Source organism: Streptomyces ochraceiscleroticus (genome assembly GCF_000720485.1).
GTDB lineage: Bacteria > Actinomycetota > Actinomycetes > Streptomycetales > Streptomycetaceae > Streptomyces > Streptomyces ochraceiscleroticus.
This window is the reverse complement of sequence record NZ_JOAX01000026.1, coordinates 19852-45055: the sequence shown is the minus strand read 5'-3', so window position 1 is coordinate 45055 and position 25204 is coordinate 19852. Positions and strand designations below refer to the sequence as shown.

The window sequence follows — 25204 nt, the reverse complement described above, 5'->3', positions numbered from 1 at the left end:
GTGCCATCCTTTACAGCGTTCTGACGCCGTTGCTGTTGACGCGCTTCCGCGTTGCATCAGGTGTAGGGAGCGGCGCGTCAGGAGGAGGGGTTTCCGTGCTGAAAACCGGCGGGGGCAAGGATGTCGTCGAGATCGCTGCGGGTGTGCCGGGCGTCATCGGGGTCGCCGAGCCGCCCCTCGACCTCGACCTGGTCACGGTGCCGGCCCGGCAGGGTCTGGAGGCGGTGGACATCCTCCGGCTGCGGGACGGCGTCGGCCCGGTCCTGCACGACGGCACGTGCGACACCCTCGGCTTCCTGGTGCCCCCGGGCACGGCCGCCGGCTGGGACCTGCCCGGCAGCGCCTGTACGCAGACGTACGGCGGCGGGCGGGGGAGCGGCGTGCGGGGCGCGGCCGAGCCGCCGGTCGCCGGCGCGGGGTGGCTCGTCCCCCCGGAGGGCGCGTTCGCCGCGGCGACCGACCCCGTGGTGCTGCGCGCCGCGCTCGGTGAGGCGGCCCGCACGATCGAGGCCGTCGACCGCTGCCGCTGAGCGGCCTCCCGCGGCCGTCCCGGCACCATGCCACCCGCGGCCGGCCCGAGTCCGCTGAGCCGCCTCCCCGCGGCCCGCCCGGCACCGTCGGGGATACTGGCCGGATGGCGAAAAACAGGCGGGCGCGTGCGGCGCGGGAGCCGCTGACGGCGGAGGTGACCGGCGGCCGCGCCGAGCTGCGGCCCGACCGGGACCGGCCGCGCGGCTGGACGCTGCTGATCGACGGGGCCCCGCAGTCCTTCGTGGACCTCGACGACCCGGCGTATCTCGACTTCTCCTACCAGCGCCGCCTCGGCCACATCGCCGACCTCGCGGCCCCGCCCGGCAAGCCGCTGCGCGTCCTGCACCTCGGAGGCGGCGCGCTCACCCTGGCGCGTTACGTCGCGGCGACCCGTCCCCGCTCCACCCAGCAAGTCGTGGAGATCGACGCGCCGCTCGTGCAGTTCGTCCGCGAGGAGCTGCCGCTGGACTCCGGGGCGCGCATCAAGGTACGCGGCGGAGACGCCCGCGCCGGACTCGCCAAGGTCCCGGACGGCTGGGCCGACCTGATCATCGCGGACGTCTTCAGCGGTGCCCGCACGCCCGCGCATCTGACCAGTACGGAGTTCGTCACCGAGGCGGCGCGGGCGCTGGCACCCGGCGGCCGGTACGCGGCCAATCTCGCGGACGGCCCGCCGCTGGCCTTCGTACGCGCCCAGATCGCCACCGTGGGCGCGGTCTTCGGCGAGCTGTGCCTGACCGCCGCGCCCCCGGTGCTGCGCGGCAAGCGCTTCGGGAACGCCGTACTGCTCGCCGCCGACGGCCCGCTGCCGGTCGCCGAGCTGACCCGGCGGGCCGCGACCGACCCGGAGACCGGCCGCGTCGAACACGGGCGCGCGCTGCGGGACTTCGCAGGCGGCGCGGTGCCGGTCACGGACGCCACCGCGGTCGCCTCACCCGCGCCGCCGCCGGGCACCTTCGACTGAGAGCGCGGCACAGCGCCCCTATTGCGCGTGGTTGTCCGTGGTGACGACCGGCGGATGGCCGTTCCAGGCGCAGATCACCGAGGTGTGGTCATCGCCCCGGGTGAAGTCGACCCGGAGCCAGCCGTCCTGCTTCCAGACCTGCATCTGCCAGCCGGGCCCGGGGGTCGCCGACACCAGCTCCGCGTACGAGGACTTCAGGTCCAGGACGACCCGGCCGCCGTCGGTGCGGTAGCCCCTGACCGTGCTCGGCGCGGCGGAACCGGGGGCGGCGGAGGAGCGGTCCGGTACCGGGCTGTGCGACGGCGAGGACGGCCCTTCCTGGGGGCGGCCGGTGGTCCGGCTGGGGGAGGGCGACGGCGTGCTGGACGGCTTGGGGCGGTGGGTGGACGACGCGCGGGGTGGGATGCCGCTCGCGGAACCGGGCTGCGCGCCGGGCGCGTTGTCGGAGATCGGGAGCGCGCGCGGTGGGTCGTACGCCGTACCGGAGACCACCGTGTGCACGCCGAACCACGACAGCGTGACCGCGGCGCCCGTCGCCAGCGTCCAGGCGCCCGCGTGAACCAGTCCTCGTCGCACCCGGTTCATACTGCACCACCCCGGGTGCCGCGCACGACGCTCCGCCGCAGGGCCGCGCGAAACGGACGGCAGGGCCCTGCGAAACGGACGACGATCGTCAATGGCCGGTCAAGAAATGCACTCGAATGGCGTACGGTGCCGCCCATGGCTCGTGTGCTTGTGGTCGAGGACGACCAGTTCGTACGCTCGGCCCTCATCCGGCATCTGTCCGACGCCGCACACACCGTGCGCAGCGTCGGCACCGCCCTGGAGGCGCTGCGCGAGGTGGCCCAGGTCGGCTTCGATGTGGTCGTCCTGGACCTCGGGCTGCCCGACCTGGACGGGCGCGAGGCGCTGAAGATGCTGCGCGGCATCACCGATGTCCCCGTGATCGTCGCCACAGCGCGCGACGACGAGGCGGAGATCGTCCGATTGCTCAACGATGGCGCCGACGACTACCTCACCAAGCCGTTCTCCGTGGAGCACCTGTCCGCCCGGATGGCCGCCGTACTGCGCCGCGCTCACGGGTCCGCAGGCGGGCCGCCGCCCTCCCGGGTACTCCAGGTCGGCGGCCTGACCGTCGACCCGCTGCGCCGCCGGGCCGACCTGGACGGCGCGCCGCTGGACCTGACCCGCCGCGAGTTCGACCTGCTGGCGTTCCTGGCGGGCCGCCCCGGCGTGGTCGTGGCCCGCAAGGAGCTGCTCGCCGAGGTGTGGCAGCAGTCCTACGGCGACGACCAGACCATCGACGTCCACCTGTCCTGGCTGCGCCGCAAACTGGGCGAGACCGCCGCCAGCCCTCGCTACCTGCACACGCTGCGCGGCGTCGGCGTCAAGCTGGAGCCGCCGCAGGCCGGGCCCCGGCCGTGAGATGGGCGCTGGTCAAGGTCGCGCTCGCGGTCACGGCCATGGTGGTGATCGCGTTCGCCGTCCCGCTCGGCATGGTCGTCAAGGAGCTGGCCCGGGATCGCGCGTTCGCCAACGCCGAGCGGCAGGCAGCCGCGATCGGCCCGGTACTCGCCATCACCACCGACCGCGCGGAGCTGACCCGCGCGGTCGCCAGCGCCGAGACCGGGCCCGGCGGCCAGCTCGGCGTCCACGTACCGCCGACGGGCCGGGGCGGCGCGCCCGCGGTGATCGGCGCGGGCCGGGCGGCGGCAGCGGAGGTCGCGCGGGCCGCCCGGTACGGTCGCGCGTCCGTCGCCACCGTCCGCGGCGGCTCCTCGCTGCTCCAGCCCACCGCGGTCGCCTCGGGCACCGCCGTGGTCGAGGTCTTCGTCCCGGAAGCGGCGGTCACCAACGGCGTCACGACGTCCTGGGTCCTGCTCGCCGGCGTCGGCCTCGCGCTGATCGTCGGCTCGGTGGCGGTCGCCGACCGGCTCGGTACCCGGATGGTGCGGCCCGCCGAGCGGCTCGCGGGCGCGGCGCATGACCTGGGCGACGGCAAGCTGGGCGTACGGGTCCTGGAGGACGGCCCCAAGGAGCTGCGCTCGGCCGCCGTGGCCTTCAACTCCATGGCCGACCAGGTCGTCCAGCTCCTCGCCAATGAACGCGAGCTGGCCGCCGACCTCTCGCACAGGCTCCGTACGCCGCTGACCGTGCTCCGCCTGAACGCGGCCTCGCTCGGCGACGGCCCGGCCGCCGAGCACACCCGCGCCGCCGTCGCCCAGTTGGAGCGCGAGGTCGACCAGATCATCCGGACCGCGCGTGAGCAGCAGGCGCTGCCCCAGCAGGTGGCCGCGGCGGCCGGGTGCGACGCCGCCGAGGTGATCCGGGAGCGGATGGGCTTCTGGTCGGCGCTCGCGGAGGACGAGGGGCGCACGGTACGAGTGGCGGGCGCGGACCGTCCCGTACGCGTCCCCGTCGCGCGCCCCGAGCTGGCCGCCGCGCTGGACGCGCTGCTCGGCAACGTCTTCCGGCACACCCCCGAGGGCACCGCGTTCGCCGTGGACGTGCACCACGCCGAGGACGCGGTGATCGTCCTGGTGTCGGACGCGGGGCCCGGCATCGCCGACCCGGCCGCCGCGCTGCGGCGCGGCCACGGCCACGGCGGCGACGGCTCGACCGGGCTGGGCCTGGACATCGCCCGCCGCCTCGCGGAGTCCACCGGCGGCGACGTCCGGATCGGCCGGTCCGTCCTGGGCGGTACCGAGGTACGCATCTGGCTCGCCCTGGACGGCCGGCGCGGTCGGACGGCGGGCCGCCGCCACCGGGCCCGGCGCCGGCTGGGCCGGATCCGTCGCCGGATGCCCGGAGCGCGGCGCTTCAGAGCGCGGCGCTGAGCCTCCGCTTAACCCGTCCCTTTCCGTTCCTTAAGCGGGTCATAAGTCCGCTGCCCGGCGCGCGGAACCTACCGATTGTCCGTTTCCCGCTCGCTAGCGTGCGGGACGTCACCCCCCCACGGGATGTCCCCCCACGGGCCCCACGAGACAACAGGCAGGCAGCAGATGACTTCTCCGGCACACCGCCGCCGTACGAGCCGCACGGCCAAGCTGATCGGCGCGGGCGCCGCCGCCGCGCTCGCCGCGGGCGGCGCGTTCGCCCTCGCCGGCGCGGCCCAGGCGAGCAAGGCGGGCCCGGCCGAACCGGCCGCGGCGGGCGGCGCGTTCGCCCCGTACGTCGACACCTCGCTCAGCCCCGCGTACGACCTGGTGGACACGGCGAAGAAGACCGGAGTGAAGACGTTCAACCTCGCCTTCATCACCTCCGGCGGCGGCTGCGACCCCAAGTGGGGCGGCACCGGCGCGCTGGACGGTGATCCGGTCGCGCAGCAGATACCGAAGCTGCGCGCCGAAGGCGGCGACGTACGCGTCTCGTTCGGCGGCGCGGCCGGCTCCGAGCTGGGGCTCGCCTGCGGCTCGGCGGACGAACTGGCCGCCGCGTACGGCAAGGTCGTCGACGCCTACGACCTGAAGAAGGCCGACTTCGACATCGAGGGCGGCGCGCTGCCGAACGCCGAGGCCAACACCCGCCGCGCGCAGGCCATCGCCAAGCTCCAGAAGGACCACCCGGACCTGGACGTCTCCTTCACCCTCCCCGTCATGCCCGAGGGGCTGACCCAGGACGGCGTGGGCCTCCTCGCCGACGCCAAGAAGAACGGGGTGAAGATCTCCGCCGTCAACATCATGGCGATGGACTACGGGGCCTCGTACGACGGCGACATGGGGAAGTACGCGATCCAGGCCGCCACCGCCACCCAGAAGCAGGTCAAGGACGCCCTCGGGCTGAGCGAAGCGGACGCCTGGAAGGCGGTCGCCGTGACCCCGATGATCGGCGTCAACGACGTGGCGACCGAGGTCTTCACGCAGGACGACGCCAAGGAGCTGGCGGACTTCGCCGCCACCGAGCACCTCGGCTGGCTGTCCATGTGGTCCGCCACCCGCGACAAGGCGTGCGACGGCGGCTCCTCCGGCACCGCCCAGCCGACCTGCAGCTCCATCGACCAGCAGCCGCTGGACTTCACCAAGGCCCTCGGCGCGTACCAGGGCTGACCCGGACCACCCCCCACCGGCGGGGCGCAGCGGACACCCACCCCCACAGCCGCTGCGCCCCGCGCTTCCGCTTGTTCCGCACCGCACCGACCTGGCGCCGCTTTCTGCCGTTCCGCCGCGTTCCGCTGTGTAATGGCCGTATACATTCGGCCGGGAGTCCGGAGGCAGCCATGGCAGCGGCAGGGCGCGGTGGTCGGCGCGGCGGACGCCCCACGCTCGAGGAGGTGGCGGCGCGGGCCGGCGTCGGCCGGGGCACCGTCTCCCGGGTCGTCAACGGCTCGCCCCGGGTGAGCCCCCGCACGCGCGCCGCCGTCGAGCGCGCCATCGCCGAGCTGCAGTACGTACCGCACGGTGCGGCCCGCGCGCTGGCCGCCGACCGGACCGACTCCGTCGCGCTCGTCATCCCGGAGCCGGAGACCCGGCTGTTCGCCGAGCCGTACTTCTCCGGGATCATCCGCGGGGTCGGCGCCGGCCTCGCCGACACCGACCTCCAGCTCCTGCTGATCCTGGTCCGCACGCCCAAGGAGCGGGAGCGGCTGGGCCAGTACCTCTCCGCGCACCGTGTGGACGGCGTGCTGCTGGTCTCCGTGCACGCGGACGACCCGCTGCCCGACCTGCTGTCCCGGCTGGAGCTGCCTGCGGTGCTCAGCGGCCGCCGCTCCGCCCGGGAGACCGTGCCGTACGTCGACTCCGACAACACCGGCGGGGCCCGGGCCGCGGCGCGGCACCTCTTGGAACGCGGCCGGCGGACGATCGCCACGATCGCCGGGCCGCCGGACATGTACGCGGCGCAGTGCCGGCTGGCCGGCTACCGGCAGGCGCTGGAGGACGCCGGGCGCGACCCGGACGAGGCGCTGATCGTCCCGGCGGACTTCACCGAGGACGGCGGGCGGCGGGCGATGGCCGCGCTGCTGGATCGCCGCCCGGACGTGGACGCGGTCTTCGCGGCCTCGGACGTGATGGCGGCCGGGGCGCTGGCGGTACTGCGGGAACGCGGGCGCCGGGTCCCGGAGGACGTGGCGCTGGTCGGGTTCGACGACTCGGTCGTCGCGCGCCATCTGGACCCGCCGCTGAGCAGTGTGCGGCAGCCGATCGAGGAGATGGGCCGGGCGATGGCCCGGGTACTGATCGAGGAGATCGCCGAACGCTCCCGCGAGCGCCCGCAGCTGGTCCTGCCGACGGAACTGGTCGTACGCGAGTCCTCCTGAGAGCCGGTGTCCGACCCTGACAGCCGGTACCTGACCCGCCGTCACGTCCCGCCGCGCACGCTCTCGCGGAAGGCGATCGGCGTGACGCCCGCCCGGTGCAGGAAGTACTTGCTGAAGTTCGTCGCGTCCTCGAAGCCGAGGCGGCGGGCGATCCGGGCGGCCGGGAGATCGCCGTGCGCGAGCAGCCGCTTGGCCTCCAGCACCACCCTGCGGTCGATGAACTCCTTCGCGCCGGTCCCGGCGGCGGCCTCCGTCGCGCGGGAGAGCGTACGCGGCGAATAGCCCAGCGCCCGGGCGTAGTCGGCGACCCGGCGGCTGACCGCGAAGTCCCGCTCGACGGCGTCCCGGAAGCGCAGGAACGTCGCCGTCGCCGCGCAGTCGCCGGCGTCCTCCGCCGCGTCCCGCACCAGATGCGCGGCGCGCAGCACCAGTACCGACAGCAGATGCCGCAGCACCTCCAGGTGCGCCTCCAGTGGCAGCCCGGACAGCGCACCGAACTCGCGGTGCAGATGGTCCAGGGCCGCCCGCGCGGCTTCCCCGGCCGCGTCCTCCGGATGGCGCACGGCCGGGCCGTACCAGTCCTCCAGGCGTGCCGCGGTGGCCGTCGCCGGGTCGAGGAAGCGGGACTCGAAGAGCACGAGGACGCCCTGCGCGCCCGCCAGGTCCCCGAAGTGCTGCACCTGGCCCGGCCGCACCCACAGCCAGTCGCCCGGCGCCAGCTCGTACCGGCGGAAGTCGACGGTGTGCGACAGCCGGCCCGCGTCCAGCGCGAGGAGGTGGTGGAAGCCGGGGCGGTGTGGGACGGCCAGTGCGCAGGCATCCGCCCGCGCGCGCAGCTCGGCGAGCGTCATGACCTCCACGCCCGCGGGCCGCCCGGCCGGCGCCGAGAACTGCACCTCCGGAATGCTCTCCGCACGTTCACTGCCCTGCATGTCGTCTTTTCACCATCGCTCGTCGCGCACTTACCCCGGAATGCCCGGATACCACCCCTAGCGTAGAAGACGTCACCGCGAAGGATGACGGAAAACGGAAACCCTCACCTGGAGTACCCATGTCCAAGATCGCTCTGTTCGGCGCCAACGGCACCATCGGCGGCCGTGTCCTCGACGAGGCCCTGGAGCGCGGCCACGAGGTCACCGCGGTGGTCCGGGACCCCGCGAAGATCACCAAGAGCCACCCGAAGCTCGCCGTGACCACCGGCGACGTCCTGGACCCGGCCGCCGTGGCCGCGGCCGCCGAGGGCCAGGACGTACTGATCAGCGCGGTCGGCGGCGGCGACGGGCCCGGCCACCTCGCCACCATCAAGCCCTCGGCCGAGTCCCTGGTGGCCGGCCTGCGGAAGCTGGGCAGCGAAGCGCCGCGGCTGATCGCGGTCGGCGGCGCCGGGTCGCTGCGCACGCCCGACGGCAAGCAGGTCTGGGACGCGGACGGGCTGCCGGAGTTCCTGCTGCAGATCATGCACGCGCACGGCGACGCGCTGGACTACTTCCGCACCGTCACCGACGTGCGCTGGACCAGCCTCAGCCCGGCGGCCCTGATCGAACCCGGCACCCGTACGGGCAGCTACCGCACCGCCACCGACGACCTGGTCGCCGCGGCGGACGGCACCAGCCGGATATCCACCGAGGACTACGCGGTCGCCCTCCTCGACGAGATCGAGCAGCCCCGCCACATCGGCGAGCGCTTCACCGTCGGCTACTGAGGACGGTCGGCCACTGGGCACACCGGCCCCGGACGCGACGAAGGCCCGGTCTGCTTCCGCAGACCGGGCCTTCACCGTTGGGGTGAGTAACGGGACTTGAACCCGCGACATCCTGGACCACAACCAGGTGCTCTACCAGCTGAGCTATACCCACCATGACCGGTGCTGTGTGGTGTCTTGTTCCCCACCGGCTGAAGAAAAGTGTACAGGGTCCGAAGGGGTGCTCGCTCCCGGCTTTCCCCCCAGCCGGGAGCGAGCTGCGTCACTCTCCTGCCGGCTGCTTCTCAGCAGGCAGGACGTGCTTGGCCGCGATCGCCTTCGCGGTGTCGGAGTCGGGCCCCGGCTGCGGCACGAAGACCGCCTCCCGGTAGTACCGCAGCTCCGCGATCGACTCACGGATGTCGGCGAGCGCCCGGTGGTTCCCGTTCTTCTCCGGGCTGTTGAAGTACGCCCTCGGGTACCAGCGCCGCGCCAGCTCCTTCACCGACGAGACATCGACGATCCGGTAGTGGAGGTAGTCCTCCAGCTCCGGCATGTCGCGCAGCAGGAAGCCGCGGTCGGTGCCGACGGAGTTGCCGCACAGCGGGGCCTTGCCCGGCTCCGGTACGTGACTCTTGATGTAGTCCATGACCTGCCGCTCGGCGTCGGCGAGGGTCGTCCCGCCGTCCAGCTCCGCCAGCAGACCCGAGGAGGTGTGCATCTCGCGCACCACCTCGGGCATGGTCTCCAGGGCCTCGGCGGGGGGACGGATGACGATGTCCACCCCCTCGCCCAGGATGTTCAGCTCCGAGTCGGTGACCAGTGCGGCCACCTCGATGAGCGCGTCGTTCGCCAGCGAGAGCCCCGTCATCTCGCAGTCGATCCACACCATGCGATCGTTCATGCGTCTCACCCTACGGGGCGCTCCCGCTGGCTGGGCAGCACCGGGCGTCCGGTGGAGCGGCCGACGGCGGGCTCACCGAGCCGGGACGCATACGCGTCCGACTCCGGTTTGCCCGGTTCGTGCGCACCGAACGGAGCGCCCTGACCCGGTACCGGGGCATGGGCCCCGAAGCGCTCGGCCGCCGGGGTTCCCGTGCGGTCCAGGCGCTCCGGCCGTTCGGAGGGACGGCCCGCGGACCCTGGTGGCTCCCCGGTGCCGTTCTGTGGCCGCCGGGCGCGGTAGGCCGCCCGGTAGGCCGCCGGGGAGGACCCCAGCTGCCGCCGGAAATGACCACGCAGCGCGACGGGGGAGCGGAAGCCGCAGCGGCCCGCCACCTCGTCCACCGAGTAGTCGGATGTCTCCAGCAGCCGCTGTGCCTGCAGTACGCGCTGAGTGATCAGCCACTGCAGGGGAGCGCTCCCAGTAAGTGAGCGGAACCGGCGGTCGAACGTCCGGCGGCTCATGTAAGCGCGCGCGGCGAGCGTCTCCACGTCGAACTGCTCGTGGAGGTGCTCCAGCGCCCAGGCGACGACCTCGGCCAGCGGGTCGGCGCCGATCTCCTCTGGTAATGACCTGTCGAGATAGCGCTGGTGCCCCAACTCCGACGCGGTGCGCCGGGGCGGCACGACCAGCCGGCGGGCGAGCGCGTTGGCCGCGTCGGCGCCGTGGTCGGTCCGCACGATGTGGAGGCACAGGTCGATACCGGCGGCCGTGCCCGCCGACGTCAGCACATCGCCGTCGTCGACGAACAGTTCCCGTGGATCGACATGGACGGACGGGTAACGCTTCGCGAGCGTCGGTGCGTACATCCAGTGTGTGGTCGCCGGGCGGCCGTCCAGCAGCCCTGCGGCCGCCAGCACGAACGCGCCCGTGCACAGCCCGACGATGCGGGCTCCTTCTTCGTGCGCGCGCCGGAGTGCGTCCAGCGCGGCAGGTGGTGGCGCCTGGGTGATCGAACGCCAGGCGGGCACCACGACGGTACCTGCCCGGGAGATCGCTTCCAGGCCGTATGGAGCGGAAAGCTCCAGTCCGCCGGTCGTGCGCAAAGGCGCATCTTCGCCCGCGCACACAAGCAACCGGTACCTCGGCACGCCCGCGTCCTGGCGGTCGATGCCGAATACTGAGAGCGGAATGGAGCTCTCGAAAATGGGGCCGCCACTGAAGAGGAGCACCGCGACTACTTCGCGGCGTCGTCGGGCGGCGAGCTTGCGTGCGGCATCTGGTACGGCAGCGGAGTCCTGGCTCATGGCACTAAGCCCCCCTCGGTCGTCTCGCCCTCTCGGTCCTGCACTGTTCCCCCGCCGTGATTGCCAAGATCGAATCTACTGTGTCCCGTGAGGATGGAGTGCCAAGTTCACCACCTGCTGGTAAGTCGATATGGCAACTTGGCGCGAAGCATTCGATCACGAAGCGTTCCACTCGTGGGCCTCGGTGGGAAGTGCGCGTCCCGCCCCCGGCCGCCCGTCGTAGGGCACAACCACGCCGTGCGGTCCTTTCCGGCCTGTTCAAAGGCCGGTTGCGGGTCGCTTTTGCCAAGGGATGTAACGGGGGTCGAACTTGGCTGAAAAGGGTCGCGGGCACTCGTGCGAGCACCGCCGGAGTCGCGCGGAAGCGCCTCAATCCCCCGGCGTGCGCCCCCCTCCGTGACGTCCGCCCCGGTGCGCCCCCAGGCCCGTTCTGCCGTGCCGTCCGCGGTGCACGGAGGCCCGTTCGACGGCCAGCCGGGCGGCAGTCCGCTCCGACTGCCGCAGCAGCGCCCGGCAGGCGCAGGTGACCGCCGCGAGGCCGATGGCGGTACCGACGGCGCCGATGGGCGACGAGCCGCACACGAGGAGGACAAGCGGAACCAGCGCGCAGCTGAACGCGCCCCAGCGGACGACGTCGCTCACGGGGTCCGTCGGCGGGTGCGGCGTACCGGGCAAGGGGGTCTCCTTCCGAGGGCTCCACGCCGACCGCGCGGACCACTGGAACAACGCGGCCGGCCACGGGGAGTCACCGTGAGGGGTACGGACGGAGCAGAGGCGGCCGTACCGGAACAGAGGCGTCCGTATCGGAGCCGGGGCGTCCGTATGTAAGGGCGGCGGGCCATTGCCAACGGCGCGACGCTCCGGCATGCTCCGGGGAACGTTCGGGGGCGCTGTCCGGTCAAAAGGGACAACCGCCGTTTACGGAGGCCCTGGGCAGGGGAGGAGTGGCGCCGTACTCTTGGGGTATGGGGTTGGGAAGATGATTCCCGGCCGTATTGTTCGGCATTGAACCATCGCCGTCGCCCCGCTCTCCGCCCAGCTCAGTCAACTCCCCGAACAAGTCAATCGCCGTTCCCCTCCGCCCCTGGGCACGAGGGCTCCCCTTCGCCGAGACACTCATGGCCGGTCACGAATTCCCCGATCCCGCGGACCGCAAGCAGGTCGCCGATCCGATGGCGGACCTCGAAGCGGCGGAACAGTCACGCCACTCCTGCGACCCCGCCTTCCAGCACGGTGTGGTGGTGGGCTTCGACGGCTCGGTGTCCAGTGAACGGGCCCTGGCCTACGCCATCGGCATGGCCCGGCGCTCCGGCTCGGGCCTGATCATCGTGCATGTCGCCAACCGGCTCCCGACGACGGTGTGGGCGGGCTGCGAGCCGCCGGTCTTCGTCGACGTCCCCGACCACCGCACGGAGGTCCTGGGGCTGGAGCTGGCCTGCGCGGACCATCTCTCCGAGCTCTCCTGGATCCTGGTCGAGCGCGGCGGCGACATCTGCCACGAACTGGAGGAGGTCGGCCGGGAGTACGCGGCCGACGCGATCGTGGTCGGCTCGACGCACGGCATCGTCGGGCGGATCTTCGGCTCGGTCGCCGGGCGGCTGGCGCGGCGCGCGCAGCGACCGGTGATCGTCGTGCCGTGAGGGCCGGCGGCCCTCCTCTTCCGTACGTATCCGGCCTCATCCCCCGTCCACCGTGTGACGTCACCTTGGCATGACGGAGCGTCATACCCTGGTAGTAGTCGACAAATCTACTGACTCGTAGAGGTGGGTTGCGCGCCGGTGAGGGGTACAAACCTTCACACGGCGTGCTGCCGCCCGGGGTGTGACGGTTCCCGGGAAGGCGGCATCACTGCCGGCGTTAGGGCGACGCCGGCACCGATGAGGTGGACCCCCGTTCGTATGGTGGCGCGAGCCGGGGGCCCACCTCATCTCTTTGCGGCTAAGCCGCCGCCGCTCTCGCGGACCGGGTGCTCGCCATCGTGGTTCCTCAATTGATGGTTGCGGTGCCCGGTCGATGTTTTTGCGGTTACTCGACCGTCACCGACTTGGCGAGGTTGCGGGGCTTGTCGATGTCGCGGCCGAGGGACAGGGCCGTGTGGTACGCGAGGAGTTGGAGCGGGATGCCCATGAGGATGGGGTCGAGCTCGGGCTCGTTCTTCGGCACCACGATCGTGTGGTCCGCCTTCTCCTGCTCCTGGTGCGCGACGGCGAGGATGCGGCCGCTGCGGGCCTTGATCTCCTCCAGCGCCGCGCGGTTCTTCTCCAGCAGGTCGTCGTCCGGGACGATCGCCACGGTCGGCATCGCCGGCTCGATGAGTGCCAGCGGGCCGTGCTTCAGCTCGGAGGCCGGGTACGCCTCGGCGTGGATGTAGGAGACCTCCTTGAGCTTCAGGGATGCCTCGCGCGCCACCGGATAGCCGCGGACCCGCCCGATGAACATCATCGACTTCGCATCCGCATACAGTCCGGCGAGCTTCTTGATCTCCGCCTCGCCGGCCAGGATCTCGGTGATCTGCTGCGGCAGCCGGCGCAGCCCGTCGATGATCCGCTTGCCGTCCGCCACGGACAGGTCGCGGATGCGGCCCAGGTGCAGCGCGAGCAGCGCGAAGGAGACCACCATGTTGGTGAAGCACTTGGTGGAGACCACGCAGACCTCCGGGCCGGCGTGCACGTAGATGCCGCCGTCGGTCTCCCGGGCGATCGCCGAGCCGACGACGTTCACCAGGCCCAGCACCCGCGCGCCCTTGCGCTTGAGCTCCTGGACGGCGGCGAGCACGTCGTAGGTCTCACCGGACTGCGAGACCGCCACGTACAGCGTGTCGGGGTCCACGACCGGGTTGCGGTACCGGAACTCGGAGGCCGGCTCGGCGTCCGAGGGGATGCGGGCCAGCTCCTCGATCATCTGTGCGCCGATCTGGCCCGCGTGGTACGAGGTGCCGCAGCCCAGGATCTTGACCCGGCGGACGCCGCGCGCCTCGCGCGCGTCCAGGTTGAGGCCGCCCAGGTGCACGGTGGAGAAGCGGTCGTCGATCCGGCCGCGCAGCGCGCGGTCCACCGCGTCCGCCTGCTCGGAGATCTCCTTGTGCATGTACGTGTCGTGCGCGCCCATGTCGTAGGACTCGGCGGCGTACTCGACGGTCTCCGGGGAGGACGTCGTGCGCGAGCCCTCGGTGGTGTACGTGCGGTAGTCGTCGGCCTTCAGGGTGGCCATCTCGCCGTCGTCGAGGGTGACGACCTGGCGGGTGTGCGAGACGAGGGCGGCGACGTCGGAGGAGACGAACATCTCCTTCTCGCCGATGCCCAGCACGACCGGCGAGCCGTTGCGCGCGACGACGATGCGGTCGGCGAAGTCGGAGTGCAGCACGGCGATGCCGTACGTGCCCTCGATGTGCCGCAGCGCCTCGCGGACCTTCTCCTCCAGCTTCTCGGCCTGCGAGCGGCCGATGAGGTGCGCGAGGACCTCGGTGTCGGTCTCGGAGGCGAACTCCACGCCGTCGGCGGTCAGCTTGGCGCGCAGCTCGGCGGCGTTGTCGATGATGCCGTTGTGGACGACGGCGACCTTGCCCTCGGCGTCCACGTGCGGGTGGGCGTTCTCGTCGTTGGGCGCGCCGTGGGTGGCCCAGCGGGTGTGGGCGATGCCGGTGGTGCCGGCGAAGCGCTTCGGCAGGCGCGACTCCAGCTCCCGCACCCGGCCCTTGGCCTTGGCGGTCTTCAGCCCGCCGGTCTTGCCGGAGGCGTGGATGGCGATGCCGGCGGAGTCGTAGCCGCGGTACTCCAGGCGCTGCAGGCCCTCGAGGAGCAGCGGCGCGACATCGCGTTTGCCGATATAACCGACGATTCCACACATGTGGGGTGACCCTCCCGGATTGACGGTACGTAGGTGCTCGGCGTCTCAGCCGTAGACGAGGCGGCGCAACTGGCGTATCGAGAGCTCGGGCGGGGCCACGGCGCGGTGCGGCAGCTCGTGGGCGATCCGCTCGAAGATGGCGTCGTTGCGCAGGCCCTGTGCCTGCAGTTCGCGGTGTCTGCGGCGCACGAACGTCTCGGCCGTCTCATCGAAGTACGCGAGCACGTCCTGGATCACCCGGACGGCCTCGCCGCGCTGCAGCGGCGTACTGCGTACCAGGTGTTCTACGAGGTCCTCGTGGGACGGACGGCGATCGAGCACCCGTCGATACTCATGGAGCGCGGCGCTTTTCGCAAGAAATCTGCCCGATATCGGGCAGTAGCGTGTCTGGGTGAGTGGTCTCAATAACTCGGCTGTGGTCTACACCTTGACCGCGTGTGGGGCACACGGTACTTAAGGTGAGCGTTCGGTTGCTCCATGCCATGCACGACTCATGCGCGAAGCTCGCCGAAGGGATCACTCGTGCCACTTGTGAGACCACGCAGACTGCTCTGTTCCCTCGTCCTGGTGGCCGCGGCCGGTCTGAGCACGGCGGGCCCCGCTCCCGCCGCCGGACGGCCCGCCGCTGACCCCGCGCCCCTCGACCGCGTCGTCCCCGCCCCGGCCTCCGTGCGGCCCGCCCAGGGCGCGTACCGCCTCACGGACCGGACGGCGATCCGGGTCCCGGGCGCCACCGGCGAGACGAAGCGGGTCGCCGGCTACCTCGCGGACGTGCTGCGGCCGTCGACCGGGTATCCGCTGCCCGTGACGACCCGCGGCGGCGACGGCATCGTGCTCCGGCTCGGCGCCGAGGGGCTGGGGGAGGAGGGTTACCGGCTGACCGTCACCGGCCGCGCGGTCACCCTGAGCGCGAGCCGCCCGGCCGGCCTCTTCCGCGGCGTCCAGACGCTGCGCCAGTTGCTGCCCGCCGCGGCGGAGCGGCGCACGAAGCAGCCCGGGCCCTGGACGGTCGCCGCCGGCACGGTCACCGACACTCCGCGCTACGCCTACCGCGGCGCGATGCTGGACGTCTCGCGGCACTTCTTCTCCGTGGAGAAGGTCAAGCGGTACATCGACCAGCTCGCCCTCTACAAGATCAACAAGCTGCATTTGCACCTCTCCGACGACCAGGGCTGGCGCATCGCGATCGACTCCTGGCCCCGGCTGACGACGTACGGCGGCTCCACCCAGGTCGGCGGCGGTCCCGGTGGCTACTACACCAAGGCCGATTACCAAGAGATCGTCCGGTACGCGCAGAGCCGCTACCTGACCGTCGTCCCCGAGATCGACATGCCGGGCCACACCAACGCGGCCCTCGCCTCGTACGCCGAGCTGAACTGCGACGGCATCGCGCCACCCCTCTACACCGGGACGAACGTCGGCTTCAGCTCCTTCTGCGTGCCCAAGCCGGTGACGTACGACTTCGTGGACGACGTCCTCCGCGAGCTGGCGGCGATGACCCCCGGCCCGTACCTCCACATCGGCGGCGACGAGGCGCACTCCACCAGCCACGAGGACTACGTCACCTTCATGAACAAGGTGCAGCCGGTGGTCGCGAAGTACGGCAAGACGGTGATCGGCTGGCACCAGCTCACCGGCGCGACGCCGATCAAGGGCGCGGTGGCGCAGTACTGGGGCTACGACGCGACCGGCGCGGCCGAGAAGGCGCAGGTGGCGGAGGCGGCGAAGAAGGGGACGCGGCTGATCCTCTCGCCCGCCGACCGGGCCTACCTGGACATGAAGTACACCAAGGACACCGAGCTCGGGCTGAGCTGGGCCGGGTACGTCGAGGCGCGGCGCTCGTACGACTGGGACCCGGGCGCGTACCTCGCGGGGGCCCCGGCCGGCTCCGTCCTCGGCGTCGAGGCCCCGATGTGGTCCGAGACGCTCTCCGAGAGCGACCAGGTGGAGTACATGGCCTTCCCGCGGCTGCCGGGGATCGCGGAGCTGGGCTGGTCCCCGGCGAGCACGCACGACTGGGACACCTACAAGGTGCGGCTCGCATCCCAGGGGCCGCGCTGGGACGCGATGGGCATCGACTACTACCGGTCGCCGCAGGTGCCGTGGCCTACGGGGTGATGGTCACAGCCCCATCTCCCGTGCGATCAGCATCCGCTGGACCTCGCTCGTGCCCTCGCCGATCTCCAGGATCTTGGAGTCGCGCCACATGCGGGCGACCGGGTACTCGTTCATGAAGCCGTAGCCGCCGTGGATCTGGGTGGCCTCGCGGGCGTTGGTGACCGCGATCTCCGAGGAGTACAGCTTCGCCAGCGCGGCCTCCTTCTTGAAGCGCTCGCCGTGCACCAGGCGGGAGGCCGCGTCGCGCCAGGCCAGCCGGGAGGTGTGGGCCCGCATCTCCATGTCGGCGAGCTTGAACTGGATGGCCTGGTTCTCCCCGATCGGCTTCCCGAAGGACTTCCGCTCCTTGGCGTACCGCAGCGACTCGTCCACGCAGCCCTGTGCGAGGCCCGTGGCCAGCGCCGCGATGGCGATCCGGCCCTCGTCCAGGATGCGCAGGAACTGGGCGTAGCCGCGGCCCTCCTCGCCGAGGAGGTTCGCGGCCGGCACGCGGACGTCGGTGAAGGAGAGCTCCCGGGTGTCCGAGGCGTTCCAGCCGACCTTGGAGTACGGCGCCGCGACCGTGAAGCCGGGGGTGCCGGACGGCACGATGATCGCGGAGATCAGCGGGCGGACGCCGGAGGAATCAGACGCAGCCTTGTGGCCGGTGACGGCCGTGACCGTCACCAGGCCCGTGATGTCCGTGCCCGAGTTGGTGATGAAGCACTTGCTGCCGTTGATCACCCACTCGTCGGTCGCCGCGTCCAGCCGCGCCGTGGTCTTCGTACCGCCCGCGTCGGACCCGGCCTCCGGCTCGGTCAGCCCGAACGCGCCCAGCATCTCGCCCGTGCAGAGCTTCGGCAGCCAGGTCTGCTTCTGCTCCTCCGTGCCGAAGTGGTACAGCGGCATGGCGCCGAGCGAGACGCCCGCCTCCAGGGTGATCGCCACCGAGGAGTCGACCCGCGCCAGCTCCTCCAGGGCGATGCCGAGCGCCAGATAGTCGCCGCCCATCCCGCCGTACTCCTCGGGGAACGGCAGCCCGAAGAGGCCCATCCGGCCCATCTCGCGGACTATCTCGTACGGGAACTGGTGGTTCTCGTAGTACTCGCCGATCTTCGGGGCGACGACGTCGTGCGCGAACGCCTCGACCGTGGTGCGCAGTTCTTCCAGTTCGGAAGGGAGGCGGTGGTCCAGGGACATGGGGGTCACTCCTTGTGGGAGTCGTGGGAGCCGAGGGAGGGTGAGAGGGCGCGGACGGTGCGGGACGGGCTCGGCCGGCCGAGCTGCTCCGCCATCCACACGCTCGTGGCGGTCAGCCGGTCCAGGTCGACCCCGGTCTCGATGCCGAGGCCCTGGAGCATCCACACCAGGTCTTCCGTGGCGAGGTTGCCGGTGGCGGACTTGGCGTACGGGCAGCCGCCCAGGCCGCCCGCCGAGGCGTCGATGGTGGTGACGCCGTGCTGCAGCGCGGCCAGGGTGTTGGCCAGCGCCTGTCCATAGGTGTCGTGGAAGTGGACGCCGATCACGTCGGTACCGACGCCCGCTTCGTTCAGCGCCGTGAGCAGCGCGGTGACGTGGCCGGGCGTGGCGACGCCGATGGTGTCGCCCAGGCTCAGCTCGTCACAGCCCTGGTCCAGCAGCGCGCGGCAGACCCGTACGACCTGGGGGACGGGGACCGGGCCCTCCCAGGGGTCGCCGAAGCACATGGAGAGGTAGCCGCGGACGTGCGCGCCCGCGTCCTTGGCACGGGCGACGACCGGCGCGAACATCGCCAGCGCCTCGTCGACCGTGCGGTTGAGGTTGGCCTTGGCGAAGGACTCGGTGGCGCTGCCGAAGACGGCGATCCGGTCGGCACCGAGGGCGAGGGCCCGGTCCAGGCCGCGCTCGTTCGGTACGAGGACGGGCAGCCGGGCATCGAGATCGCTCACCAGCGGGAACAGCCGTTCCGCGTCCGCCAGTTGGGGCACCCACTTGGGGTGCACGAAGCTGGTCGCCTCGACGGTGTCCAGGCCCGCGTCCGCGAGGCGGCGGATGAACTCCGCCTTGACCTCGGTCGGGATCACGGTCTGCTCGTTCTGCAGCCCGTCCCGCGCGCCGACCTCGTGGATACGGACCCGGGCGGGCAGGCCGGGGGCCGGTACGGACATGGGCAGTCCCGGTGTCATCGCTGGTCATCCTCCGGCTCGTCGGGGGTGATCACGGCCAGCACCTGGTCCATGGCGACCGTGCTGCCCGGCGTCACGTCGAGTTCGGCGACGGTGCCCGCGTGCGGCGCGGAGATGACGTGCTCCATCTTCATCGCCTCGACCACCAGCAGGCCCTGGCCCGCGGTGACGTGGTCGCCGACCGCGGCCTTGACGACCGTGACCGTGCCGGGCATGGGGGCGGTGAGGGACTCCGCGCCGTGCGCACCGGCCGCGCCGCTGAGCGTGGCCGCCACCGGGTCGTGGTCCTGCACGTGCCAGGCGTCGCCGTCCCGGCCGAGCCAGTCCCCGGACCGTACGAAGGTGTGCCGCACGCCGTCGACGGTGACGGCCACCCGGTCCTCGGTGACCTGGCCGCTGCCGGACGCCTGTACGGGCTCGTGGCCGGGCACGCGCAGCCAGAAGGCGGGCGGGGACGGCTCGCCGCCCAGCCGGAAGCCGCTGGGCACGGAGAACGGGTCGGTCCAGCCCTCGCCCGAAGGGGCCAGGGCCGCCGCGCGCACCGCCGCGCCCGCCGCGTACACCTCCTCGGGCACGTCCTGGCTCACCAGTCCGTCCGCCTCGCGCTCCACCAGCCCCGTGTCCAGCTCGCCCGCCACCACCGCCGGGTGGGCCAGCAGCCGGCGCAGGAAGCCGGTGTTCGTCGGCACGCCGAGGATCACCGTGTTGGCGAGCGCGGCCCGCAGCTTGCGCAGTGCGGTGGCCCGGTCCGGCCCGTACGCGATGACCTTCGACAGCATCGGGTCGTACAGGGAGCCGACCTCCGTGCCCTCGGACAGCCCGGAGTCCGTGCGTATCCCGTCACCCTGCGGCTCGCCGAGCGCCAGGACCGTGCCGCCGGACGGCAGGAAACCCCGGGAGGGGTCTTCGGCGCAGATCCGGGCCTCGACCGCGTGTCCGGTGAGCGTGATGTCGTCCTGCGCGTACGGGAGTTCCTCGCCCGCCGCGACCCGCAGCTGCCACTCGACCAGGTCGATCCCCGTGACCAGCTCGGTGACCGGGTGCTCGACCTGAAGCCGGGTGTTCATCTCCATGAAGTAGTACGAGGCGGGATCGTCGCCGGGGACGATGAACTCGACCGTGCCCGCGCCCACGTATCCGCACGAGCGGGCCGCTTCCACGGCGGCGGAGCCCATGGCAGAGCGGGTCGCCTCGTCCAGCAGGACGCTCGGCGCCTCCTCGATGATCTTCTGGTGGCGGCGCTGGAGGGAGCACTCGCGCTCCCCGAGGTGGACGACGTTGCCGTGGCCGTCGGCGAGCACCTGGATCTCGATGTGGCGCGGGCGGTCGACCCAGCGCTCGACCAGCAGCGTGTCGTCGCCGAAGGAACCGCGGGCCTCGCGCCGCGCCGCCGCGATCTCGTCCGCGAGCAGCGCCTCGTCGCGCACCAGCCGCATGCCCTTGCCGCCGCCGCCCGCGGACGGCTTCAGCAGCACCGGCATGCCGATCTCCCGGGCAGCGGCGGCCAGTTCGCCGTCGGACAGGCCGCTGCCGGAGGAGCCCGGCACGACGGGCACGCCGGCCGCCTCGACCGTCTCCTTCGCCCGGATCTTGTCGCCCATCAGGTCGATGGCACCGGCCGACGGGCCGATGAAGACCAGCCCGGCGTCCGTCACCGCCCGCGCGAAGGCGGCGTTCTCGGCGAGGAAGCCGTAGCCGGGATGGATCGCCTCCGCGCCGCTGCGCCGGGCGGCGTCCAGCAGCGCGTCGATCCGCAGATAGCTTTCGGCGGCGGCCGGCGGGCCGATGCGGACGGCCGTGTCGGCCTCCCGGACATGCCGGGCGTCCGCGTCCGCGTCGCTGAAGACGGCGACCGAGCGGATGCCCAGGGAGCGGAGGGTGCGGAGGACGCGGACGGCGATCTCGCCGCGGTTGGCGACCAGAACAGTACTGAACATGGTGGAGGTCCTCACATCCGGAAGACGCCGAAGGCGGGGTCGGTCAGCGGGGCGTTGGCGCAGGCGGTGAGGGCCAGGCCCAGCACCTGCCGGGTCTCCATCGGGTCGATCACGCCGTCGTCCCAGAGCCGCGCCGTCGCGTAATAGGCGTTGCCCTGCGTCTCGTACTGCTCGCGGATGGGGGCCTTGAAGGCGTCCTCCTCCTCGGCGGGCCACTCCTCGCCGCGCGCCTCCATCTGGTCGCGCTTGACCGTGGCGAGGACGGACGCCGCCTGCTCGCCGCCCATGACGGAGATCTTGGCGTTCGGCCACATCCACAGGAAGCGGGGGGAGTACGCCCGGCCGCACATGGAGTAGTTGCCCGCGCCGTAGGAACCGCCGATCACGACGGTCAGCTTCGGTACTCGTGTGCAGGCCACCGCCGTGACCATCTTGGCGCCGTGCTTGGCGATGCCGCCGGCCTCGTAGTCCTTGCCGACCATGAAGCCGGAGATGTTCTGCAGGAAGACCAGCGGGATGCCGCGCTGGTCGCACAGCTCGATGAAGTGCGCGCCCTTCTGGGCGGACTCGGAGAAGAGGATGCCGTTGTTGGCGACGACGCCGACCGGGTGGCCGTGCAGGTGCGCGAAGCCGGTGACCAGCGTCTGGCCGTACTCGGACTTGAACTCCGCGAAGCGGGAGCCGTCGACGATCCGGGCGATGACCTCGCGGACGTCGTAGGGGGTGCGGGAGTCGGTGGGGACCATGCCGTACAGCCCGGCCGGGTCCGCCTTGGGCTCCTCCACCGTCCGTACGGTCCAGGGGAGCGGCGCGCGCTCGCCGAGCGTGGAGACGATCGTGCGGACGATCCGCAGCGCGTGTGCGTCGTCCTCGGCGAGGTGGTCGGTGACGCCGGACGTACGGGAGTGCACCTCGCCGCCGCCCAGCTCCTCGGCCGTGACGACCTCGCCGGTCGCGGCCTTCACCAGCGGCGGGCCGCCGAGGAAGATCGTGCCCTGGTTCCGCACGATCACGGCCTCGTCGCTCATCGCGGGAACGTACGCGCCGCCGGCCGTGCAGGACCCGAGGACGGCCGCGATCTGCGGAATCCCGGCGCCCGACATCCGGGCCTGGTTGTAGAAGATCCGCCCGAAGTGCTCGCGGTCGGGGAAGACCTCGTCCTGCATCGGCAGGAAGGCGCCGCCGGAGTCGACGAGGTAGATGCAGGGGAGGCGGTTCTCCAGGGCCACCTCCTGGGCGCGGAGGTGCTTCTTGACCGTCATCGGGTAGTACGTGCCGCCCTTGACCGTGGCGTCATTGGCGACGATCACCACGTCGCGGCCGCTCACCCGCCCGATCCCCGCGATGACACCCGCCGCCGGAGCCGCACCCCCGTACATCCCGTCCGCCGCCAGCGGAGCGATCTCCAGGAACGGCGAGCCCGGGTCCAGCAGGGTGTCCACCCGGTCCCGGGGCAGCAGCTTGCCGCGGGCCGTGTGCCGCGCCCTGGCCTTCTCACCGCCGCCCAGCCGGGCCGCCGCGAGCTTCCCGCGCAGCTCCTCGACGAGCTCGCGGTGCGCGGCCTCGTTGGCCCGCCAGGAGTCTGCCGCGGGGTCTGCGACGCTCCCCAGTACGGGTGCCTGCTCCATCGTCGTACCCGCCCCTTGTTAGTGGTCGTTAACACGATTGCCTTCAGGTTAACGAGCACTAACCCGCCTGTCTACAATTGGAGCCATGAGCAGCACCAAGGCCCCCGCCACCGTCAGCCGCCGCGAGCAGATCCTCAAGGAGGCCGCCCGGCTCTTCGCCGAGCGCGGCTTCCACGGCGTCGGCGTGGACGAGATAGGCGCGGCGGTCGGGATCTCCGGTCCCGGCCTGTACCGCCACTTCGCCGGCAAGGACGCGATGCTCGCCGAGCTGCTGGTCGGCATCAGCGAGCGGCTGCTGGACGGCGGCCGGCTGCGGGTCGCCGACGGCGGCGAGAGCGCCGAGGAGGTGCTGCACGCGCTGATCGAGGGGCACATCGACTTCGCCCTGGACGACCGCCCGCTGATCACCGTGCACGACCGGGAGCTGGACCGGCTGCGCGAGGCGGACCGCAAGCGGGTGCGCCAGCTCCAGCGCCAGTACGTCGAGCTGTGGGTCGAGGTCGTCCGCGAGGTCTATCCGGCCTGCACGGAGTCCGAGGCGCGTGCCGCCGTGCACGCCGTCTTCGGCCTGCTGAACTCCACCCCGCACCTGAGTCCGCGCGCCAGCCTCCCGCCCCGCACGGCCACCGAGGCGCTGCTCAAGCGCCTCGCGCTGGGCGCCTTCGGTGCGGCGGCGGGCCGGGAGGGCTGAGCTCGCCGGCTCCGGCGCCGGTGTGACGACTGCGTCGTACGGGACCCCTGGACAGAGAACATAACTCCCGGGTAGCTTTCGCTGAGCAAGCGCTTAGCCAGCGTGCTGTTCAGTAGATGCTCCAGGAGGCCCACAGTGCAGCGGACGGTATTCAACGAGGACCACGAGGCGTTCCGGGACACCATCCGCGCCTTCATCGAGGGCGAGGTCGTGCCCGTCTACGACGAGTGGTTCGCCGCGGGCCAGGTGCCCCGCGAGTTCTACTCCAAGCTCGCCGACCTGGGCCTCTTCGGCATCAACGTCCCGGAGGAGTACGGCGGCGCCGGCATCGACTCGCACAAGTTCGAGGCGATCCAGTACGAGGAGACCGCCCGCGCGGGCGTCACCTTCGGCGGCTCCGGCGTGCACGTGCTGCTCGCCCTGCCGTACATCAAGATGCTTGCCACCGACGAGCAGAAGAAGCGTTACCTCCCGAAGTTCGTCTCCGCCGAGGAGATGTGGGCGCTGGCGATGACCGAGCCGGGCACCGGCTCCGACCTCGCGGGCATGAAGACCACCGCCAAGCTCTCCGAGGACGGCACGCACTACGTCCTCAACGGCGCCAAGACCTTCATCACCGGCGGCGTGCACGCCGACCGCGTGATCGTCTGCGCCCGTACCTCGGCGCCCAAGGAGGACGACCGCCGCTTCGGCATCTCCCTCTTCGCCGTCGACACCAAGTCCGAGGGCTACTCCGTCGGCCGCAAGCTGGACAAGCTGGGCCTGCGCACCTCCGACACCGCCGAGCTGGCGTTCGTCGACGTGAAGGTGCCGGCCGAGGACCTGCTCGGCGAGGAGAACAAGGGCTTCTACTACCTCGGCCAGAACCTGCCCTCCGAGCGCTGGGGCATCGCCTACGGCGCGTACGCGCAGGCCAAGGCCGCGGTCCGGTTCGCGCAGCAGTACGTGCAGGAGCGCACCGTCTTCGGCAAGACCGTCGCGTCCTTCCAGAACACCAAGTTCGAGCTGGCCGCCTGCCAGGCCGAGGTGGACGCCGCCGAGGCCGTCGCCGACCGCGCCCTGGAGGCCCTGGACGCGGGCGAGCTGACCGCGGCCGAGGCCGCCTCCGCCAAGCTGTTCTGCACCGAGGTCGCGCACCGCGTCATCGACAAGTGCCTCCAGCTCCACGGCGGCTACGGCTACATGAACGAGTACCCGATCGCCCGCCTGTACGCGGACAACCGCGTCAACCGCATCTACGGCGGCACCAACGAGGTCATGAAGTCGATCATCGCCAAGTCGATGGGCCTCTAGGTCCCTCCCTAGGCTGACGTCCGTGAACGACGCACTGGAATCCCTCCTCGATCTGCTCACCCTGGAGCAGATCGAGGAGGACATCTACCGCGGTCAGAGCCGCCCGGCCGTCGTCCCCCGGGTCTTCGGCGGCCAGGTCGCCGCGCAGGCCCTGGTGGCGGCCGGGCGCACGGTCCCCGCCGAGCGGCCCCCGCACTCCCTGCACGCGTACTTCCTGCGCCCCGGGGATCCGGGCGCGCCGATCGTCTACACCGTCGACCGCATCCGCGACGGCCGGTCCTTCACCACCCGCAGGGTCGTCGCCGTCCAGCACGGCCAGCAGATCTTCCACCTCACCGCGTCCTTCCAGGCGCACGAGGAGGGCCTGGAGCACCAGGAGCCGATGCCCCGGGTGCCGGACCCGCTGACCCTGCCGACGGCCGCCGAGATGCTGCCCCGGTACGCCGACCGGTTCGTGGCCGAAGGCGTGGCCGAGCGGCTGCTGGAGGCCCGGGCGGCGGTCGACCTGCGGTACGTGGACGCGCCGCCGTTCGCCACCGCGGGCGAGGTCCGCGAGCCCCGCTCGCAGGTCTGGTTCCGCACTCAGGGCAAGCTCGACGGTGACACAGGCATCCCCCGGCCGCTGCTGGACATCTGCCTGGTCACCTATGTCTCCGACATGACACTGCTGGACTCGGTGCTGCTCGCCCACGGGCGCGGCGGCTGGGCAGTCGGCGACGTGGTCGGCGCGAGCCTGGACCACGCGATGTGGTTCCACCGGCCGGTGCGCGCCGACGAGTGGCTGCTGTACGACCAGGAGTCGCCGACCGCGCAGGGCGGCCGGGGCCTGGCCAAGGGCCGGATCTTCACGGCCGAGGGGCAGCTCGCGGTCTCGGTGATCCAGGAGGGCGTGATCCGGACGCCGCGCGCCTGAGTCTCCCCGGGTGA

The 25204-nt window shown here is 72.0% G+C and carries 22 protein-coding genes, 1 tRNA gene and 1 pseudogene; 12 read left to right on the top strand and 12 right to left on the bottom strand.

Going from position 1 to position 25204, the window contains the following annotated elements; translation table 11 throughout:
* Positions 1-131 precede the first annotated feature (131 nt).
* Both IG84_RS0128475 and IG84_RS0128470 read left to right on the top strand, forming a co-directional pair.
* On the top strand, positions 132-530 hold the full coding sequence (locus IG84_RS0128475) for a hypothetical protein (RefSeq protein ID WP_037800971.1): 399 nt from the start codon (positions 132-134) through the stop codon (positions 528-530).
* Positions 531-634: 104 nt separating this feature from the next.
* Positions 635-1495, top strand: a complete 861-nt coding sequence (locus IG84_RS0128470; protein WP_031063029.1) for a spermidine synthase — start codon at positions 635-637, stop codon at positions 1493-1495.
* An 18-nt stretch (positions 1496-1513) separates the two neighbouring features.
* Here IG84_RS0128470 and IG84_RS0128465 read toward each other — a convergent pair whose 3' ends face one another.
* Positions 1514-2080 (bottom strand): hypothetical protein, encoded by a 567-nt coding sequence (locus IG84_RS0128465; RefSeq protein WP_031063028.1) that lies wholly within the window; start codon positions 2078-2080, stop codon positions 1514-1516.
* A gap of 135 nt (positions 2081-2215) precedes the next feature.
* Here IG84_RS0128465 and IG84_RS0128460 point away from each other — a divergent pair, with 135 nt between their 5' ends.
* From IG84_RS0128460 to IG84_RS0128445, 4 genes and pseudogenes are all read left to right on the top strand, one after another.
* Complete coding sequence (locus IG84_RS0128460) at positions 2216-2920, top strand: response regulator transcription factor (RefSeq protein ID WP_031063023.1); 705 nt, start codon at positions 2216-2218, stop codon at positions 2918-2920.
* The gene (locus IG84_RS0128455; protein WP_031063021.1) at positions 2917-4332 is read left to right on the top strand and encodes a sensor histidine kinase; all 1416 of its coding nucleotides are present in this window, start codon (positions 2917-2919) and stop codon (positions 4330-4332) included. Before IG84_RS0128460 ends, IG84_RS0128455 begins: the two co-directional genes overlap by 4 nt.
* Positions 4333-4647: 315 nt before the next feature.
* Positions 4648-5541, top strand: a pseudogene (locus IG84_RS0128450) (chitinase); the annotation flags it as partial.
* A 170-nt stretch (positions 5542-5711) separates the two neighbouring features.
* A complete protein-coding gene (locus IG84_RS0128445) occupies positions 5712-6749 on the top strand; it encodes a LacI family DNA-binding transcriptional regulator (RefSeq protein ID WP_031063015.1) in 1038 nt (345 codons plus the stop codon).
* Positions 6750-6790: 41 nt separating this feature from the next.
* On the opposite strand, the gene IG84_RS0128440 is transcribed toward IG84_RS0128445, so the two are convergent.
* Positions 6791-7681: a helix-turn-helix domain-containing protein gene (locus tag IG84_RS0128440; protein WP_031063012.1), complete on the bottom strand. Its 891-nt coding sequence runs from the start codon at positions 7679-7681 to the stop codon at positions 6791-6793.
* Between the two features lie 119 nt (positions 7682-7800).
* Here IG84_RS0128440 and IG84_RS0128435 point away from each other — a divergent pair, with 119 nt between their 5' ends.
* The gene (locus IG84_RS0128435; protein WP_031063010.1) at positions 7801-8451 is read left to right on the top strand and encodes an NAD(P)-dependent oxidoreductase; all 651 of its coding nucleotides are present in this window, start codon (positions 7801-7803) and stop codon (positions 8449-8451) included.
* A gap of 78 nt (positions 8452-8529) precedes the next feature.
* On the opposite strand, the gene IG84_RS0128430 is transcribed toward IG84_RS0128435, so the two are convergent.
* From IG84_RS0128430 to IG84_RS0128415, 4 genes are all read right to left on the bottom strand, one after another.
* Positions 8530-8605 (bottom strand) — tRNA-His (locus tag IG84_RS0128430).
* A 108-nt stretch (positions 8606-8713) separates the two neighbouring features.
* Positions 8714-9334 (bottom strand): oligoribonuclease, encoded by a 621-nt coding sequence (gene orn / locus IG84_RS0128425; RefSeq protein WP_031063006.1) that lies wholly within the window; start codon positions 9332-9334, stop codon positions 8714-8716.
* Positions 9335-9339: 5 nt separating this feature from the next.
* Positions 9340-10620, bottom strand: a complete 1281-nt coding sequence (locus tag IG84_RS0128420) for a GlxA family transcriptional regulator (protein ID WP_031063003.1) — start codon at positions 10618-10620, stop codon at positions 9340-9342.
* A 369-nt stretch (positions 10621-10989) separates the two neighbouring features.
* Positions 10990-11295: a hypothetical protein gene (locus tag IG84_RS0128415; protein ID WP_031063000.1), complete on the bottom strand. Its 306-nt coding sequence runs from the start codon at positions 11293-11295 to the stop codon at positions 10990-10992.
* 443 nt (positions 11296-11738) lie between these two features.
* Here IG84_RS0128415 and IG84_RS0128410 point away from each other — a divergent pair, with 443 nt between their 5' ends.
* Positions 11739-12260 (top strand): universal stress protein, encoded by a 522-nt coding sequence (locus IG84_RS0128410; RefSeq protein WP_031062997.1) that lies wholly within the window; start codon positions 11739-11741, stop codon positions 12258-12260.
* Between the two features lie 385 nt (positions 12261-12645).
* Here the strand turns inward: IG84_RS0128410 and glmS are convergent, their stop codons facing one another.
* Complete coding sequence (glmS, locus tag IG84_RS0128405) at positions 12646-14466, bottom strand: glutamine--fructose-6-phosphate transaminase (isomerizing) (RefSeq protein ID WP_031062995.1); 1821 nt, start codon at positions 14464-14466, stop codon at positions 12646-12648.
* 45 nt (positions 14467-14511) lie between these two features.
* Positions 14512-14787 (bottom strand): hypothetical protein, encoded by a 276-nt coding sequence (locus tag IG84_RS0128400; RefSeq protein ID WP_030250040.1) that lies wholly within the window; start codon positions 14785-14787, stop codon positions 14512-14514.
* A gap of 210 nt (positions 14788-14997) precedes the next feature.
* Between IG84_RS0128400 and IG84_RS0128395 the strand changes: the two genes are divergently transcribed.
* Positions 14998-16584, top strand: a complete 1587-nt coding sequence (locus IG84_RS0128395) for a beta-N-acetylhexosaminidase (protein ID WP_031062992.1) — start codon at positions 14998-15000, stop codon at positions 16582-16584.
* A 3-nt stretch (positions 16585-16587) separates the two neighbouring features.
* Here the strand turns inward: IG84_RS0128395 and IG84_RS0128390 are convergent, their stop codons facing one another.
* The 4 genes from IG84_RS0128390 to IG84_RS0128375 are packed head-to-tail and all read right to left on the bottom strand — an operon-like array spanning position 16588 to position 22293.
* Positions 16588-17757 (bottom strand): acyl-CoA dehydrogenase family protein, encoded by a 1170-nt coding sequence (locus IG84_RS0128390; RefSeq protein ID WP_037800967.1) that lies wholly within the window; start codon positions 17755-17757, stop codon positions 16588-16590.
* 11 nt (positions 17758-17768) lie between these two features.
* A complete protein-coding gene (locus tag IG84_RS0128385; protein ID WP_031062984.1) occupies positions 17769-18728 on the bottom strand; it encodes a hydroxymethylglutaryl-CoA lyase in 960 nt (319 codons plus the stop codon).
* Positions 18725-20665, bottom strand: coding sequence for an acetyl-CoA carboxylase biotin carboxylase subunit (locus tag IG84_RS0128380; protein ID WP_031062980.1), 1941 nt, complete (start codon positions 20663-20665; stop codon positions 18725-18727). Before IG84_RS0128380 ends, IG84_RS0128385 begins: the two co-directional genes overlap by 4 nt.
* A gap of 11 nt (positions 20666-20676) precedes the next feature.
* Positions 20677-22293, bottom strand: coding sequence for a carboxyl transferase domain-containing protein (locus IG84_RS0128375; protein WP_031062977.1), 1617 nt, complete (start codon positions 22291-22293; stop codon positions 20677-20679).
* 85 nt (positions 22294-22378) lie between these two features.
* On the opposite strand from IG84_RS0128375, the gene IG84_RS0128370 reads away from it, so the two are divergent.
* From IG84_RS0128370 to IG84_RS0128360, 3 genes are all read left to right on the top strand, one after another.
* Positions 22379-22984 carry an SACE_7040 family transcriptional regulator gene (locus IG84_RS0128370; protein ID WP_031062974.1) on the top strand — a complete coding sequence of 202 codons (606 nt, stop codon included), beginning with the start codon at positions 22379-22381 and terminating at the stop codon, positions 22982-22984.
* A gap of 135 nt (positions 22985-23119) precedes the next feature.
* Complete coding sequence (locus tag IG84_RS0128365; protein ID WP_031062971.1) at positions 23120-24277, top strand: acyl-CoA dehydrogenase family protein; 1158 nt, start codon at positions 23120-23122, stop codon at positions 24275-24277.
* 22 nt (positions 24278-24299) lie between these two features.
* A complete protein-coding gene (locus IG84_RS0128360; RefSeq protein ID WP_031062967.1) occupies positions 24300-25190 on the top strand; it encodes an acyl-CoA thioesterase in 891 nt (296 codons plus the stop codon).
* The last annotated feature ends 14 nt before the right edge of the window (positions 25191-25204 follow it).

Excerpts from the sequence above, each read along its gene's own strand:
- IG84_RS0128460 (WP_031063023.1), top strand. The coding sequence starts at position 2,216 with ATGGCTCGTGTGCTTGTGGTCGAGGACGACCAGTTCGTACGCTCGGCC.
- IG84_RS0128370 (WP_031062974.1), top strand. The coding sequence starts at position 22,379 with ATGAGCAGCACCAAGGCCCCCGCCACCGTCAGCCGCCGCGAGCAGATC.
- IG84_RS0128385 (WP_031062984.1), bottom strand. The coding sequence starts at position 18,728 with ATGACACCGGGACTGCCCATGTCCGTACCGGCCCCCGGCCTGCCCGCC.
- IG84_RS0128375 (WP_031062977.1), bottom strand. The coding sequence starts at position 22,293 with ATGGAGCAGGCACCCGTACTGGGGAGCGTCGCAGACCCCGCGGCAGAC.
- IG84_RS0128445 (WP_031063015.1), top strand. The coding sequence starts at position 5,712 with ATGGCAGCGGCAGGGCGCGGTGGTCGGCGCGGCGGACGCCCCACGCTC.
- IG84_RS0128410 (WP_031062997.1), top strand. The coding sequence starts at position 11,739 with ATGGCCGGTCACGAATTCCCCGATCCCGCGGACCGCAAGCAGGTCGCC.
- IG84_RS0128420 (WP_031063003.1), bottom strand. The coding sequence starts at position 10,620 with ATGAGCCAGGACTCCGCTGCCGTACCAGATGCCGCACGCAAGCTCGCC.
- glmS (WP_031062995.1), bottom strand. The coding sequence starts at position 14,466 with ATGTGTGGAATCGTCGGTTATATCGGCAAACGCGATGTCGCGCCGCTG.
- IG84_RS0128470 (WP_031063029.1), top strand. The coding sequence starts at position 635 with ATGGCGAAAAACAGGCGGGCGCGTGCGGCGCGGGAGCCGCTGACGGCG.
- orn (WP_031063006.1), bottom strand. The coding sequence starts at position 9,334 with ATGAACGATCGCATGGTGTGGATCGACTGCGAGATGACGGGGCTCTCG.
- IG84_RS0128440 (WP_031063012.1), bottom strand. The coding sequence starts at position 7,681 with ATGCAGGGCAGTGAACGTGCGGAGAGCATTCCGGAGGTGCAGTTCTCG.
- IG84_RS0128380 (WP_031062980.1), bottom strand. The coding sequence starts at position 20,665 with ATGTTCAGTACTGTTCTGGTCGCCAACCGCGGCGAGATCGCCGTCCGC.
- IG84_RS0128465 (WP_031063028.1), bottom strand. The coding sequence starts at position 2,080 with ATGAACCGGGTGCGACGAGGACTGGTTCACGCGGGCGCCTGGACGCTG.
- IG84_RS0128435 (WP_031063010.1), top strand. The coding sequence starts at position 7,801 with ATGTCCAAGATCGCTCTGTTCGGCGCCAACGGCACCATCGGCGGCCGT.